11 protein-coding genes and 1 pseudogene are annotated in these 15,046 nt (G+C 70.7%); 8 read left to right on the top strand and 4 right to left on the bottom strand.

Translation table 11 applies throughout. The features are described 5' to 3' along the window. Window positions 1–26 precede the first annotated feature (26 nt). From ACFY30_RS14520 to ACFY30_RS14510, 3 genes are all read left to right on the top strand, one after another. The gene (locus ACFY30_RS14520) at window positions 27–2,327 is read left to right on the top strand and encodes a glycoside hydrolase family 3 N-terminal domain-containing protein (protein ID WP_390845532.1); all 2,301 of its coding nucleotides are present in this window, start codon (window positions 27–29) and stop codon (window positions 2,325–2,327) included. A 100-nt stretch (window positions 2,328–2,427) separates the two neighbouring features. Continuing rightward, window positions 2,428–3,888 (top strand): glycoside hydrolase family 32 protein, encoded by a 1,461-nt coding sequence (locus tag ACFY30_RS14515; RefSeq protein ID WP_390845531.1) that lies wholly within the window; start codon window positions 2,428–2,430, stop codon window positions 3,886–3,888. Between the two features lie 27 nt (window positions 3,889–3,915). Beyond that, on the top strand, window positions 3,916–6,843 hold the full coding sequence (locus ACFY30_RS14510) for a discoidin domain-containing protein (RefSeq protein WP_390845530.1): 2,928 nt from the start codon (window positions 3,916–3,918) through the stop codon (window positions 6,841–6,843). 309 nt (window positions 6,844–7,152) lie between these two features. Here ACFY30_RS14510 and ACFY30_RS14505 read toward each other — a convergent pair whose 3' ends face one another. After that, a complete protein-coding gene (locus tag ACFY30_RS14505) occupies window positions 7,153–7,305 on the bottom strand; it encodes a hypothetical protein (RefSeq protein WP_390845529.1) in 153 nt (50 codons plus the stop codon). A gap of 500 nt (window positions 7,306–7,805) precedes the next feature. Between ACFY30_RS14505 and ACFY30_RS14500 the strand changes: the two genes are divergently transcribed. Both ACFY30_RS14500 and ACFY30_RS14495 read left to right on the top strand, forming a co-directional pair. Continuing rightward, window positions 7,806–8,438, top strand: coding sequence for an MBL fold metallo-hydrolase (locus tag ACFY30_RS14500; protein WP_390845528.1), 633 nt, complete (start codon window positions 7,806–7,808; stop codon window positions 8,436–8,438). Between the two features lie 38 nt (window positions 8,439–8,476). After that, on the top strand, window positions 8,477–8,869 hold the full coding sequence (locus ACFY30_RS14495) for a nuclear transport factor 2 family protein (protein WP_390845527.1): 393 nt from the start codon (window positions 8,477–8,479) through the stop codon (window positions 8,867–8,869). A gap of 120 nt (window positions 8,870–8,989) precedes the next feature. Here the strand turns inward: ACFY30_RS14495 and ACFY30_RS14490 are convergent, their stop codons facing one another. From ACFY30_RS14490 to ACFY30_RS14480, 3 genes and pseudogenes are all read right to left on the bottom strand, one after another. Next, a complete protein-coding gene (locus tag ACFY30_RS14490) occupies window positions 8,990–9,505 on the bottom strand; it encodes a MarR family winged helix-turn-helix transcriptional regulator (RefSeq protein ID WP_390845526.1) in 516 nt (171 codons plus the stop codon). A 57-nt stretch (window positions 9,506–9,562) separates the two neighbouring features. After that, window positions 9,563–9,873: pseudogene (locus ACFY30_RS14485) on the bottom strand (helix-turn-helix transcriptional regulator); the annotation flags it as partial. A 46-nt stretch (window positions 9,874–9,919) separates the two neighbouring features. Further along, window positions 9,920–10,918 (bottom strand): Lrp/AsnC family transcriptional regulator, encoded by a 999-nt coding sequence (locus ACFY30_RS14480; RefSeq protein WP_390845525.1) that lies wholly within the window; start codon window positions 10,916–10,918, stop codon window positions 9,920–9,922. Window positions 10,919–11,293: 375 nt separating this feature from the next. Between ACFY30_RS14480 and ACFY30_RS14475 the strand changes: the two genes are divergently transcribed. From ACFY30_RS14475 to ACFY30_RS14465, 3 genes are all read left to right on the top strand, one after another. After that, on the top strand, window positions 11,294–12,934 hold the full coding sequence (locus ACFY30_RS14475; protein WP_390845524.1) for an MFS transporter: 1,641 nt from the start codon (window positions 11,294–11,296) through the stop codon (window positions 12,932–12,934). A gap of 280 nt (window positions 12,935–13,214) precedes the next feature. Further along, the gene (locus tag ACFY30_RS14470) at window positions 13,215–14,630 is read left to right on the top strand and encodes a DEAD/DEAH box helicase (RefSeq protein WP_390845523.1); all 1,416 of its coding nucleotides are present in this window, start codon (window positions 13,215–13,217) and stop codon (window positions 14,628–14,630) included. Window positions 14,631–14,741: 111 nt separating this feature from the next. Beyond that, the gene (locus ACFY30_RS14465) at window positions 14,742–14,984 is read left to right on the top strand and encodes a DUF5302 domain-containing protein (RefSeq protein ID WP_390845522.1); all 243 of its coding nucleotides are present in this window, start codon (window positions 14,742–14,744) and stop codon (window positions 14,982–14,984) included. Window positions 14,985–15,046 lie beyond the last annotated feature (62 nt).

The following is a 15,046-nucleotide window of genomic DNA, read 5'->3' as shown; positions in this document are numbered from 1 at the left end:
TGACGACTGATGACTTGGAGCCCACAGTGGGACAGCCCGTCCGCACCGCGGTGTACCTGGATCCGGAAGCTTCCGTGGAAGCGAGGATCGAGGACCTGCTGTCACGGATGACCCTGCCGGAGAAGGCCGGGCAGCTGCTGACGCTCGACGCACAGCACGGGGACCTGGAGGACATCGTGTCGGCCAAGCTGGCCGGTTCGGTCCTGCACGTCACACCCGCGCTGATGCCGGAGGCCATGGAGCTGGCCCGGCGGACGCGGCTCGGCATTCCGCTGCTGACCGGCGACGACGGCATCCACGGCCACTCGTTCTGGCCGGGCGCGACCGTCTTCCCGACCCAGCTGGCCATGGCCTGCAGCTGGGATCCCGCTCTGCTCCAGCGGGTCGCCCGGGTGGCCGCGACCGAGATCGCGTCCACCGGAATCCACTGGACGTTCTCTCCGGTGCTGTGCATCACCCGGGACCTGCGCTGGGGCCGGATCAACGAGACGTTCGGCGAAGACCCCTTCCTGATCGGCGAGCTGGGCGCGGCGATGGTGCGCGGCTACCAGGGGGAGGGCCTGAGCGACCCGACAGCCGTGCTGGCGTGCGCCAAGCACTTCGCGGGCTACTCCGAGACCCTGGGCGGACGGGACGCGAGCGAGGCCGATCTCAGCCCACGCAAGCTGCGCTCGTGGTTCCTGCCCCCCTTCGAGCAGGCGGCCCGGGCCGGCTGCCGGACGTTCATGCTCGGCTACCAGTCCATCGACGGCGTGCCCATCACCGCGCATCAGTGGCTGCTCAACGACGTACTCAAGGACGAGTGGGGCTTCACCGGCACGCTGGTGACCGACTGGGACAACGTCGGCCGGATGGTCTACGACCAGCGGGTCTGCGCCGACCACGTCGAGGCGGCGGCGGTCGCCGTCAACTCCGGCAACGACTTGATCATGGCCACGCCGGCGTTCTTCGAGGGCGTGCAGGAGGCGGTCGCCCGCGGCCTGGTCGAGGAGAAGCAGATCGACGACGCGGTACGGCGGGTGCTGCGGCTGAAGTTCGAACTCGGGCTCTTCGAGGACCCCCGCAGGCCCGACCCCGAGCGGCAGGCGCAGGTGATCGGCTGCCGCGCACACGCCGACCTCAACCTGGAGACCGCCCGCCGTTCCCTGGTGCTGCTGCGCAACGAGGGCATCCTGCCCCTCGAAGGCGGGCTCGCCCCGGACGGAACCGGCCGCGCCGCAGGACAGGGCACACCACGGACCATCGCGGTCATCGGCCCCAACGCCGACAGCCCGCAAGCCATGCTCGGCGACTGGGCGGGCGCCACCGGACAGGTCCCGTGGATGCCCGAAGGCCATCCACGCGAGTCGGTGGAGACGGTGCTCGACGGCCTGCGCGCCGTCGCCCCGGCCGACTGGACCATCACGTACGCCCGCGGAGCCGACATCGAAAGCCTCGCCTTCGACCCCACCGAGTGGTCCACGGGGCCCGACGGCCAGCCGCAGCCGCCCGTCTTCACCCCGGCCCCGGTCGACCAGGCACAGCTCCGGGAGGCCACCACCGCCGCCGAGGCCGCCGACTACGCCGTCGTCGTCGTGGGGGACACCATCGCCCTCACCGGCGAGGTGCGCTCCACGGCCACCCTCGAGCTCCAAGGAGGCCAGCTCGCCCTGCTGGAGGCGGTAGCCGCCACCGGCACACCCATGGTCGTCGTACTCGCCCAGTCCAAGCCCAGCAGCCTCCCGGACTCCGCTCTGAACGCGGCAGCACTCATCGAGGCGTTCAACCCGGGCATGCGCGGTGGCCGCGCCATCGCGGAACTCCTTCTCGGGCTGATCGAGCCCAGCGGCCGGCTCCCGGTCTCCTTCGCCCGCCATGTCGGACAGCAGCCCGTCTTCTACAACCAGGTGCGCGGCCAGCACGGGGACCGTTACGCCGATCTCACCCAGGACCCCCTGTTCGCGTTCGGCGAGGGCCTCAGCTACACCACCGTCACCTACTCCGACCTCACCGTGCACGAGGACGACGTGCCCGCGGACGGCACCGTCCAGGCGACTGTGAGACTCACCAACAGCGGAAGCCGTCCGGCCCTGGAGACGGTCCAGGCGTACGTCAGCGACCTCACCACCAGCGTCACCTGGGCCGAGCAGGAGCTGAAGGCCTTCACCCAGGTCGAGATCCCGCCCGGCGAAAGTCTGGACGTCGGCATCGGCGTCCCCGCCGCACGCTGCTCCCTCGTCACGGCCGACAACCGCCGCGTGGTCGAACCAGGTGACTTCGCGCTCCGCGTCGGCCCCAGCTCACGGCGGGAGCAGCAGCTGAGCGCGCACTTCCGCATCCGGGCCTGAAGCGCCGCTCGCAGGCCGTGCGAAGGCCGCTCGAAGCCCCCGCCCAGCCGATCCCTGACCCGGCTGGGCGGGCCCCTCCGAACCACCGAAAGGCACGCGTGTGTCCACCACACCCCGCGATGCGCACTACCCCGTGGCGCACCTGCGGCCGCCCCGCAACTGGCTCAACGACCCCAACGGGCTGGTCTTCCACGACGGCCACTACCACGTCTTCCACCAGTACAACCCGTACGGCGCGACACACGCGAACCTGCACTGGGGCCACTTCCGCAGCCCCGACCTGCTGACCTGGGAGCCACGGTCGGTCGCCCTGTCCCCGACGCCCGGTGGCGTGGACGCCGACGGCTGCTTCTCCGGCAACGCCGTCTCCGACGGCGACCGCGTCGTCGCCTTCTACTCCGCGCACCGCGAGGACCGCTCGTTCCAGCACCAGCCGGTCACCTGTGCCGTCTCCCACGACGGCGGCCAGACCTTCAGCCCGCGTGGAGAAACGATTATCCCCGCCTGGCCCGAGGGCTGCACCATGTACCGCGACCCGTACGTCTGGCAGGACGGCGACGGCTGGCGGATGCTGGTCGGCGCCGCCCTCGCCGACGGCCGCGCCGCCGCCCTCCTCTACGACTCGCCCGACCTGGAGAACTGGACCTACCGAGGCCCCTTCGCCGCCCGTCACCCGGAGCCCGTCGGCGGCACCGAGGAGCTGACCGGCGACGGCTGGGAATGCCCCCAGTACCTCCCGGCGGCCGGCGGACTCGGGGCCCTCATCTTCAGCACCTGGACCGAACCCACTGGCCCGATGCGGGTCGCGGCCTTGATCGGCGAAGAGCACGCCGGCCACTTCGAGGCCGGCGCACCGGTGTGGGCGGACCACGGTCCCGACTGCTACGCACCCGCCCTGCTGCGCGCACCTGGAGGCAGATGTCTGCTGTGGGGCTGGTCATGGGAAGCCCGCGACCAAGCCTGGGCCGCCGCGGACGGATGGGCCGGCGTCCTCACCCTGCCCCGCGAGATCCACGTCGGCGCCGACGGCACGCTGCGCCAGCGGCCCGCCACCGAACTGCTCGCCCTGCGCGGTGCGCAGACCCTGCATGCCGAGGGCGCGACCGATGGCCCGGAGCCGGTGGACCTCGGTGACGTGGGCCGCGCCTTCGACCTGACGGCCCGTCTGGAGCCCACCGGAGCCGTCGGCCTGCGGCTGCTCACCACCACGGACGGCGCCGAACACCTCGACATCCGCCTGGATCCGGACGCGGGTGAACTGGTCGTCGACCGTGACCACGCCTCCCTGGACCCCCGGGCCCGCGGTGGCTCCTACCGGATGCCCTGCCCCATCGGGCAACCCATCGACCTGCGCGTGGTCGTCGACCACTCCATCGCCGAGGTCTTCCTGACCACCACCGGCCAGGTCCTCACGCTGCGCTTCTACCCGGCAGGGCGGGGCCCGTGGCGACTTCAGGCCCGCACCGCACCGGGCACACGCCTCGGCTACGCGGTCGACGCGTGGGAGCTGCACCCACTCGTGATCAAGACGCCGGCCACCGGCGCCGCAGAGCAGTACTGAACGAACAGGTCTGAAGGAGGATCCTCAATGAGCTCGTACGGTCTTGGACGACGTCAGTTCCTCACCACCGCCATCGGCGTCGCCGCCGCCTGGACCCAGGTTTCCGGCAACGCTGCCGCCGCCACCTCGTCACGCAATTCTGCCGTGCAGGTCTGGCTGACCGACATCTCGGCCAAGAAGTGGCTCGCCGGCCAGAGCGATGTGCTGTTCCGGACGAAGAGCACGGACAACCCGCTCACGATCAAGATCGACGACAGCGTCAAGTACCAGAGGATCCAGGGCTTCGGGGCGGCCATGACCGACTCCTCCGCCTGGCTCATCGACAAGCTGTCCACCGCTGACCGAGCGAAGCTGATGCGGCAGCTGTACGATCCCTCGAAGGGCATCGGCCTCAGCCTGATCCGCACGCCGATGGGCGCCACGGACTTCAACGCCTCCGGAAACTACTCCTACGACGACATGCCGGCGGGACAGACGGACCCGACGCTGTCCCACTTCTCGGTCCAGCACGACGAGAAGTACATCATTCCGGTCCTGCGGCAGGCTCTGGCACTGAACCCGTCCGCCAAAATCATGGCCAACCCGTGGAGTCCGCCAGGCTGGATGAAGACCTCGGACTCCATGATCGGAGGCACCCTCAGGAGTGAGTACGCTTCCGCGCTGGCCGACTACTTCGTGAAGTTCATCAAGGCCTACGGCAAGGCCGGTGTGCCGATCTCCTACATCTCGCCGCAGAACGAGCCCATGGGCACGCCCAGCTGGCCCGGCATGTTCCTGTCCGCCTACCAGGAATCCCAGGTGATCCAGGAGATCGGCCAGGCGTTCGCGGCCAACCGCATCTCCACGAAGATCCTGGCCTGGGACCACAACTGGGATGTGCCCTCGTACCCCGAGACGATCTTCAGCGACCCCGCCGCCTCCCCGTACACGGTGGGCACCGGATGGCACATCTACAGCGGCAACCCGACGTACCAGACGCTGGTCCACAACGACTATCCGGGCAAGGAAACGTACATCACGGAGGCGAGCGGAGGCGTCTGGCAGGGCGACGACGAGACGGCGTTCCATGACGCGCTCGGCACGTGGATCATCAAGGGCATGCGCAACTGGGCGAACGGCGTGATGCTCTGGAACACCGCGCTCGACCCCAAGCTGGGGCCGCTCAACAGCGACACCAACGGCATCCCCATGTGCCGGGGACTGGTCACGGTCGATCCGGACAGCGGACAGGTCTCCTACAACGTGGACTACCACGCACTCGCTCACGCCAGCAGGTTCGTGAAGCCCGGAGCGCATCGCATCTACTCGAACACCTTCGGGGAAGGAAGCATCGAGAGCGTCGCGTTCCAGAATCCGGACGGCTCGAAGGTCCTGATCGCGTACAACTCGGCGAGCGCCGCGAAGACCTTCAGCGTGGCGGACGGAACACAGTCCTTCGACTACACGCTGAACGCCGGCGACGCCGTCACGTTCACGTATGCGGGTCGGCGCAGCGGCGGTACCCCCGCGGCGACCAACGTCTTTGATCCGACCCATGACTTCACGTTCAAGTCGTCGTCCGGTCCGATCACGGTCACGTACGACCCGGCACTCCTGCCCTACCAGAATGCCGTCCGCACCGGAAGCGAGCTGCTCACGTACTCCCTTCCGGTCGGAGCGTCCATCCGGACGCCCGGAACGTCACTGAGCCGTGGCCGGTGGACCGCGACGGCCTCGTCGAGCCCGGACTGGGGTGCGGCCGCGAACGCGATCGACGGCGACATCAACACCCGGTGGAATCTCGGTCAGGGGACGACGAGCGGCGCCTGGTTCCAGATCGATCTGGGACGTCCCACGAGCTTCAACAAGATCGTCTTCGCCACCGGAGAAGGCAGCTCCTTCGACTACGTCACCAAGTACCAGATCTACGTCTCGGACGACGGGGCCGACTGGGGCAGCGCGGTCGCGAACGGCAGCGGGAACATAGGGAAGATCGCCGTCACCTTGCCGGCTCGGACGGCACGGTACATTCGCATCGTCTGTGTCGCGGCATCCGGTTTCTGGTGGGGCATCGCCGAAATCAACGTGTACGGATCCTCGAGCGGCACCGGTTCGATCGCAGCCCCGACAGCGGTGCCCAGGGGCCTCCAGCTGAAGACGTGGACCAGTCCGGAAGGGGCGCAGGTCACCGCGGTGTTCAACGGCACCGCCGGCAGCCAGGGCTTCCCGGTGTCCGCCGACGGCTCGTACACCTACACCCTGCCGAGCGGGACGTCGGCGATGTTCACCACGCAGAAGCTGTCGAGCTTCCCCGCACCGGTCTTCACCAGCCTGAAGCCGGAGCGAGGCATACCGCGTGCCAAGTTCACGGTCAGCGGTTCCCATTTCGGTGACGCGCAGGGGCTGGGTACGGTGCGTTTCGGGAAACTCTTCGCCGAGATCGACAGCTGGTCGGACACGAGCATCAGCGCGTACGTGCCGAGCGGGCTGCCGGTGGGGACGTACGAGGTCTCGGTGAACGGAGCCGGAGGAGCGGACGCGGGTGGAGCCTCCTTCGACGTCATAGACCTGGGCCCGGCGCTGTCGCGGACGGGCTGGACGGCAACGACCTCGGACACGAGCCCGTACGACGACGGCCCCGCGAACATGCTGGACGGCGATTCCGGCACCCGGTACAGCTCCGGAACAGGCCAGTACGACGGTCTCTGGATCCAGGTCGACATGGGGCAGACGCGGACGTTCGACAAGATCCTGCTGGATTGCGGCAGCAACATCGGCGACTACGCGCGAAGCGCGGACGTGTACGTCTCCGCGAACGGAACCGACTGGACCAAGGTCTCGTCCATGGCGGACGGCCAGCGAGTCGAGTTGATTTCCTTCCCGGCCCAGACGGCTCGCCACATCAAGGTCGTCAACACCGGCGATGTCGCGAGCAACTGGTGGTCAATCGCAGAATTGACCGTCTACGGCGCTTGACATGACGGTGCGGCGCCATCGCCCCGGCTCTCGTCGGCCGGGGCTTCTGGCGTCACAGAAGAGACGCGAATTGCTTCGCGACCGATGGCCGTGGCTCGGCGTGCAGTCGCTGATACACAGGTTCTCCGCTGGCGGAGAACACCACGCGGGCCGGCTGGGGAGGAGTAGGCGGCGGCCACGACGTGTGCGCCGTCCACGACGGCGTGCTCGTCGCGGGTCACAGCGGTCACGGACCTGTCCGCTGCGGTGAGAGCGGAGCGGTCCCCGAGCCCGACGCCGTCACCTGACACCGCCGCCGGTGCGTCGCGCTCACGCCGGGCCGGCCGGCCGCTGCCGCAGGGTGACGTTGTCGTCGTGGTGGACGACCTCGTCGAAGCGCAGCCGCAGCCCGTGCCCGGCCAGCGGGCCGGCCACGATCGCGTCGAGCTGTTCGCGGTGTTCCTCGATCTCGACCGGTTCCACGACGGGATTCCTCTCTGCTGCCGGCCGCCCGCGCCCGGGTCGGCCCCGTTCCCGAATCTGCATCACGGAGAACAATAATCTCTGGAAGTTGCTTCCGTGGAATCTAAATGGTTTGCTGGGCGGGCGGCCGATCCGGGGCCTTGGTTGCCTGCTCCAGCTGACCGGGCCTGTGAGCCGCTCCAGCGGAGCGCGGCCATCACCCTCCGGATCGGGCGTGCCTCGGAGAGTCCTCGTCGTCAGGAGTGAGTGTCATGACCGTGCCCGCCTTCCACTCGGTCGCCTGGTTCGAGTTCGGCACCGGCTGGGCGCCGAGGTGCTGATGGAGCCGGTCTCCGACTCCGCGGGCTTCACCTTCGCCCGGCTGCGGGACACGGCCGGCCACTACTTCGGCGTCTTCTCCGCACCCGCCCCCTGACCGGCCGTGCGGGCCCGCACGGCACCCGCCGCACGGCCTGTCCCCCCACACACGTCCTCACAGTTCCCCGACCGGGAGGCCCCAGATGTCCGACGCCGGCGCCGCCAGCGAAAAGATCCCCGTCCACGTGTACGGCGGCCCGACCACCCTGATCGAGTACGGCGGGCTCAGGTTCGTCACCGACCCCACCTTCGACCCGCCCGGCGAGTACCCCATGCCCCTGCCCGGCGACCACAAGCTCGTCAAGACCGACCCGTCGCCCGTCACCGCCGCCGACCTGGGCGGCATCGACGCCATCCTGCTCTCCCACGACACCCACGACGACAACCTCGACAACGCCGGCCGCGCCTTCCTGTCCGAGGTGCCCGTCGTCTTCACCACCGAGGGCGGCGCCGGTCGTCTCGGCGGCGACGCGCAGGGGCTGGCCTTCTGGGAGACCGCCGAGCTCCGGCGGCCCGACGGCGGCACCGTGACCGTCACGGGCGTACCCGCGCGGCACGGCCCCGTCGGCTGTGAACCGGTCACCGGCGACGTCGTCGGCTTCATGCTCACCTCCGACGACCTGCCCCCGGTCTACGTCAGCGGTGACAACGCCGCACTGGAGCACGTCAAGGAGATCGCCGGGAGGTTCGCTCCCGTCGACAAGGAAGGCCGGAACGAGATCGAGGCCGCGTTCACCGAAGCCGGCCTCGCCGACCGCCTCGACTTCGCCCGATAGTCCCCACCCCCCCGCACAAGGATCCAGGAGCAAACGACATGAACAGCGCGAACATCGACGTCGCCCGCACCTACTTCCAGGCCGTCCAGGCCGGAGACCTGGCCGCTCTCGGCGAACTCCTCGACGCCGACATCGTCTGGCACCAGCCCGGCGCCAACCGGTTCTCCGGCGAGCACAAGGGCCAGGGTGCCGTCTTCCAGATGCTCGGCAGCATGATGGAGACCAGCCGGGGCACCTTCGCCATCGACGAGATCCGCACCCTCATGGGCAACGGCGACCTGGTCGCCGCCACCATCCACTTCACCGGCAGCCATGACGACGCGTCGATGAGCATGGACGGCGTCGACCTCCTGCGCATCGAGAACGGCAAGATCACCGAGATGTGGCTCTTCTCCGCCGACCCGGCCGCCGAAGACGCCTTCTGGGGCTAGAAGTACCACTCACGAGCGTTCCACCGGCGGCGGGCCGAGGGCGCACCATGTCCTGCCGGCCGATGTCCCCCTCGTCCGGCCCCGGCCGTCAGCCCACCGGCACCGCAGAGCCGTCGCGGCTCACGGTGCCGGTCGGCCGTGCTGCTTCGGCGCCCGCACGGCCGGCAGGGGTGTCTGCGCGGCGGCCCTCCGCTCCCCGTCCAGGGCGCGTCCGGCTGCCCGCAGCGTGCTGAGGACCGCCGTCACCTCGCGTACGGACTGCTCGGGAATCACCGACCCGATACGCAGTTCCAGCTCCTCCTCGAAGACCTTCAGCGCCCCGTCCACCAGCTTCCGCCCCTCGGGTGTCAGCTCCACGATCGAGGAACGGCGGTCGTTCGGATTGGCTCGCCGCTCGCACAGGCCCGCCGTCTCCAGGCGATCGACCACCTTGCTCGTGCCGCCCACGGTGATCGAGAACTTCTCCGCGATGTCCTGGATCCGCCGCCCGGGCTGCCGCAGCAGCAGGTGCAGCACCTCGAACGAGGTCAGCGGCAGGTCGTACTCGGCCTTCAACCGCCCCTCGATGCCGTCCCACAGCTCGATCTCCAGCGAGACCAGCTCCCGGTACAGCCGCTTCAGGTCGGCGTCAGCCATCACTCGTCTTCCGAAGAATTATCTTCCATGGACAGGTTAATTGTAGGCTACCGCTTTTCAGGGGAGGACACCCGCCGGAGCGTGCACGCCGTGGCGCAGACGGGCGGCGTCCCGGCTGGGGGGGCGCGCCGAGGCGGCGGCGGTACTCGCGGCTGAACTGTGACGGGTTGTCATAGCCGACGCGGTGGCCGACTCCGGTGACGTCGCCCGGGTGGCCGGGAGCAGCAGCCGGGCCTCCTGGAGCCGGATCTGCTTCTGGAACTGGATGGGGCTCATCGCGGTCACGGCCTGGAAGTTGCGGTGGAAGGCGGAGACGCTCATGCCGGACATCCGCGCCACGTCCTCGATCGGAAGGGCTCGGCGTAGTGCTACCCGATCCGCCGTCCCGTTCGTGGCCGGACCGGAGCGCGGCGGTCAGCCGGGTGGTGCCGGATGGACGAGGCGGCCGTGGAAGATGAGTGAGGCGGCCTGTTTCAGGCGGCGGACGCGGATGCTGACCTCGTAGGCGTCGATGCCGTCGACGGCGGCGACGCGGGTGGTCAGATAGCGGTAGAAGTCCTCGGCGTCGCGGCAGATGACGGTGGCCATCAGGTTGTGCCGTCCGCTGACGGCGCCGGCGAAGGCGACCTCGGCGTGCCGGGCGAGTTCCTCGCCGGCCTGTTCGAGGCGGGCGGGGGCGACGCGCAGCCAGAGGGTGGCGTTGAGCGCATGGCCGAGGCGTTCGGGCAGCAGATCGACGTCGTAGACGAGCGTGCCCGAGGTCTCCAGCGCCTCCAGCCGGCGGGCGACGCGCGCGTGGGACCAGCCGGTGAGCCCGGCGAGGCGGGTGTGGGTGGTACGGCCGTCCTCGGCCAGGGCGGCCAGCAGCGGGGCGTCCTCGTCCGTGGGGGTCCGCAGGGGGCCGGCGGGGACGGGGGGCCCGTCGCCCGTGAGCTGCCGTACCTGGTCGGGGGTGAGGCCGGCGCCGTAGCCGGTCCATTCGCTGGTCCCCGTCTCGCCGAAGGTGTGCAGGACCAGGTCGATGCCGACGTCGAGGACGGAGGCGGAGCGGGGCAGCTGGCGCAGCAGGACGTCCTCGCGTTCGGCCTCCACGGGGGAGCGGATCATGCAGATGATCTCCGAGCCGCCGGAGGCCAGGCCGGCGTAGGCGATGTCCGGACGTCTGGCCAGGGAGTCCGCCAGCGGCCCGACCCGGTCGGGGCGGGAACGGATGCGGGCCACCCACCGGGCCTGCCCGTGCACCGCCGGATCCACCAGACCGACCACCCGCATCACCCCGCTGCGGCGCAGCGCGTGGTAACGCCGGGCGGCCGTCTGCTCCGACACCCCGGTCACCTCGCCGATGCGGCGGAACGGGGCACGGGGCGCGCACTGCAGGGCGTGGAGGATTTTCCTGTCCACAGCGTCGATCATGGAGGGAGTCTTCCATGCACTCCCCGTCGTGTAGAGGTTTTTGTTCGCTTCGGGTCGCTGAGTTCATGGCCGAAGGCTTCGAGGCGGATGCTGGTCCACGTCCTGAGGGAAGGACGTGACTCCCATGAGCACGCGGGCGGTCTGCGGGCCGGCCCGTCCGTGCGGCGGGGCGTCGCCGCCACTCCCTGACCGGCCCGGAGCGTCTTCCTCGCATCCCCCTGCGGGCGCTCCGGACCCCGGGCCCCGCCGCACGGACGAGGCGGCCCGCAGGTCAGGGCCGCCCGCCCCCGGCACGGCAGCCCCGTGCGCCCACCCCTGCCCCACCCAACCGACCGCGGCACCACCACGCCGCACGGGAGAAAGCGGAGAATGTCCGTGAACGCCACCACAACGGCGATCAGGCCGACCGACCGGCGGGCGGCCACCATCGTCGTGGCCTGCCTCGGCGTGTTCGTCGCCTACCTGCCGATCACCACCGTCGCGGTCAGCCTGCCCGCCATCCAGCGGGCACTGAACACCTCGACCGCCCAACTGTCCTGGGTGCAGGACGCGTTCGTCCTGCCCATGGCGGCCTTCATCCTGACCGCCGGAGTCTTCGGCGATGTGCACGGCCGTAAGAAGGTCTTCCTGTCAGGACTGTTCTGCTGCGCGGCGGGCGCGGCGGTCGCCCTGTGCGCGCAGGACATCCAGACGCTGTGGGCCGGACAGGCCCTCGCCGGTCTCGGCTCGGCCGCGCTCCTGCCCACCACCCTGGCGCTGATCAGCCACGCGGTGCCCGACCACCGTGAGCGCGGCAAGTTCATCGGCATGTGGGCCATGGCCCTGCTCGCGGCCCTGGCCGTCGGCCCGGTCATCGCCGGCGTCATCCTCGATCACTTCGCCTGGCGCTGGATCTACCTGCTGTCCGTTCCCCTCCCGCTGGTCGCGCTGGCCGTCGCCGCCCCCCTGCTGACCGACTCGCGTGCCCAGCACGGGCGCAAGCTCGACTGGCCCGGCCAGATCACCGCGGCCGTGGGCATCACGGCGCTCGTCTACGGCGTGATCGAGGGCGGCGCCGACTCCTTCACCGCCCCCAAGGTGGCCGCCGCCCTCGCGCTGGGCGTCGTCGCGCTGGGCGCCTTCGTGCTGGTGGAGCGGCGCAGCGCGAGCCCCATGCTGGACCTGGCGGTGTTCCGCAGCGCGGCCTTCACCGCCACCGCCCTGATCGCCCTGATCACCTTCCTCGGACTGATCGGCTTCTTCTTCGTCCTCAGCCTGTACTTCGGCATGGTCCAGCAGCTGGGCACCCTGGAAGCCGGCGCACGGCTGCTGCTCGTACCCGTCGCCGCGATCGTGGCCGGAGCCCCGGCCGGACGACTGATGCACCGCGTCCCGGCCCGCTGGATGATCACCGCAGGTCTGCTCCTGATCGCCGGGCCACTGCTGGCCATGACGGACCTCGACGCCGACACCTCCTACGGCTCGATCGCCTGGCGGCTGATCGTGCTGGGCGTGGGCATCGGACTCGTCACCACGCCGATGACGGCCACGGCCGTCGCCGCCGTGCCGCACCGCCTGGCGGGCATGGCCTCGGCCGCCAACAACACCTTCCGCCAGGTCGGCGGCGCGCTCGGCCCGGCCGTCCTCGGCGCCCTGCTGTCCACCCGAGCCGTGCACACCCTGCCCGGCCACCTCGCCGACGCCGGTGTGACCGGCGCCCAGGCCCACACCGTCGTGGCCACCGCCGAGGAGGGCGGCCTGGGCGCGGTCGCCGGGATGGACCTCGGCTCCACAGCCGGTCAGGTCTACGGTGCCCTGGGCGAGTCCCTTCTCGACGGCCTGCGGTTGTGCCTCGTGGTGGCCGCCATGCTCGCGGTGCTCGCCGCAGCGTGCGCCGTCGTCCTGCTGCGCCCTTCGAAGCAGCAGGTCGCAGAGGGCGCGGCGAAGGACGGGAGCGCGGCACGGCTCGGTCGCCCGGACGCCGCCGAGGACGCCCAGGCCGGCCCGGCCCAGCCCCTGGGACACCAGCGCGCCTGACCGGTCGAGGAGGGGGAGGGGCATCGTCCGCGCCGGTCAGGTACCGGGCCGCGGACGATGCCGCTCCCCGGCCGGGGCCGCTCTTCGGCCGGTGCCGCTCCCCGGCCGGGGCTCACCGCGGGGACGGGGCGCAGGGAGGGGCGGTCAGCTCCACGGCACGAGGCTGTCACTTTGTGTTACCCTGCTACTTTTGCGTGCTCGTGACACTCAGGCCCTCCGATATCGGATGCTCATTCCCGCCGGGCCTTCTTCGGTACGTTCCCCCTGCGGAAGGCTCTCCATGACTCACCCCGCCCGCCCCGGCACCTCCGTCGGCGGTCCCGCCCCGTCCGTGGCCACTGCCCCCACGGTGCCTCCGGTCGCCTCCTTCGCCGGTCTGGGCCTGCCGGCCGAGGTGCTGCGAACGCTTGACGACCTCGGTGTGCGCGAGCCCTTTCCGATCCAGGCGGCCACACTGCCCGAGGCCCTCGCGGGACGCGACGTCCTGGGGCGCGGGCGCACCGGATCGGGCAAGACGCTCGCCTTCGGCCTGCCGCTGCTCACCCGGACCGCCGGGCGGCGCGCGGAACCGAAGCAGCCCCTCGCCCTGGTCCTGGTGCCCACCCGGGAGCTGGCCCAACAGGTCACCGAGGCGCTCGCGCCGTATGCCGACGCGCTGCGGCTGCGGATGGCCGCGGTCGTCGGCGGCATGTCGGTGGGCCGGCAGGCCGCCGCGCTGCGCGACGGGGCCGAGGTCGTCGTGGCCACGCCCGGCCGTCTGCACGACCTCGTCGAGCGCGGGGCCTGCCGCCTGGGCCGGGTACGGATCACCGTCCTCGACGAGGCCGACCAGATGTGCGACATGGGCTTCCTGCCGCAAGTCACCGAGGTGCTCGACCAGGTGCACCCCGAGGGCCAGCGGATGCTGTTCTCGGCCACTTTGGACCGCGACGTCGACCAGCTGGTCCACCGCTACCTCCACGACCCCGTCGTCCACTCGGTGGACCCTTCCGCGGGCGCGGTCACGACGATGGACCATCATGTACTGGTCGTCCACGGCCCCGACCGTTACGCCGTGACCACGGAGATCGCCGCCCGCGACGGCCGCGTCCTGCTGTTCCTGGACACCAAGCACGCCGTCGACCAGCTCACCCGGCATCTGAGGGCGAGCGGAGTGCCCGCCGCGGCCCTGCACAGCGGCAAGTCCCAGCCGCAGCGCACCCGGACCCTCGCGCAGTTCAGGAACGGCCAGGTCACCGTCCTGGTGGCGACCAATGTCGCGGCCCGTGGCCTGCACGTCGACGACCTCGATCTCGTGGTCAACGTCGACCCGCCCACCGACCCCAAGGACTATGTGCACCGCGCCGGCCGCACCGCCCGAGCCGGTGAGTCGGGCAGCGTCGTCACGCTGGTGCTGTCGGGCCGGCGCCGTGAGCTGAGCCGGGTGCTGGCCGAGGCCGGCATCGAGGCGACCGTCACCAAGGTGCGCTCGGGAGAGGCGGCGCTGAGCCGGATCACCGGGGCGAAGGCACCCTCCGGCATCCCGCTCGACGGCGGGCCCGCCGTACCCCGGCCCAAGAACACCAACGCTCCGTTCCGCGGCCTGGGCACGAGCAAGGACACCTCCCGCGGGGCCGGCGGCACGTCACGCAGGGCCGCCGAGGCCCGCAAGCTCGCGGAGGCCCGCAAGGCGGCCCTGGTGCGTCGCGGCGGCTGAGAGCGGCTGCGCGGGGACCCTGCCGGGCCGTAGCCATGACGGTGTCGGCGCCCAGCACTGCGCTCGGCATGACAAGCTGTGCATCCCACTGCCCGAACCCAGGAGATCACCATGACCGCAGAGTCTGCGTCCACAGAAGGTTCGGAGCCGGCTGACCCCGAGACGTCCGCACTGGCGCCCGACAGCGACGGCCACTACGACCTGAAGCGCAAGTTCCGGGAGGCACTGGCGCGCAAGCGCGGTGCGCAGGCGGACGCCGCCGACCCTGCTGCGAACGCCGAGGGGTCGAAGGTCCGCGGAGCGCACGGACCGGCCGCGAGCCAGCGGTCGTTCCGGCGCAAGAGCGGCGGCTGAGCCGATCAGTTCCTTGATCTGCCGGCGCGACAGGCCGGTGCCGTCGACGGCACCGGACCTCC

The organism is Streptomyces sp. NPDC000345 (genome assembly GCF_042898825.1).
Lineage (GTDB): Bacteria > Actinomycetota > Actinomycetes > Streptomycetales > Streptomycetaceae > Streptomyces.
This window is presented reverse-complemented; position numbering and strand designations above follow the sequence as displayed.

Excerpts from the sequence above, each read along its gene's own strand:
- ACFY30_RS14510 (WP_390845530.1), top strand. The coding sequence starts at position 3,916 with ATGAGCTCGTACGGTCTTGGACGACGTCAGTTCCTCACCACCGCCATC.
- ACFY30_RS14500 (WP_390845528.1), top strand. The coding sequence starts at position 7,806 with ATGTCCGACGCCGGCGCCGCCAGCGAAAAGATCCCCGTCCACGTGTAC.
- ACFY30_RS14495 (WP_390845527.1), top strand. The coding sequence starts at position 8,477 with ATGAACAGCGCGAACATCGACGTCGCCCGCACCTACTTCCAGGCCGTC.
- ACFY30_RS14490 (WP_390845526.1), bottom strand. The coding sequence starts at position 9,505 with ATGGCTGACGCCGACCTGAAGCGGCTGTACCGGGAGCTGGTCTCGCTG.
- ACFY30_RS14480 (WP_390845525.1), bottom strand. The coding sequence starts at position 10,918 with ATGATCGACGCTGTGGACAGGAAAATCCTCCACGCCCTGCAGTGCGCG.
- ACFY30_RS14470 (WP_390845523.1), top strand. The coding sequence starts at position 13,215 with ATGACTCACCCCGCCCGCCCCGGCACCTCCGTCGGCGGTCCCGCCCCG.
- ACFY30_RS14465 (WP_390845522.1), top strand. The coding sequence starts at position 14,742 with ATGACCGCAGAGTCTGCGTCCACAGAAGGTTCGGAGCCGGCTGACCCC.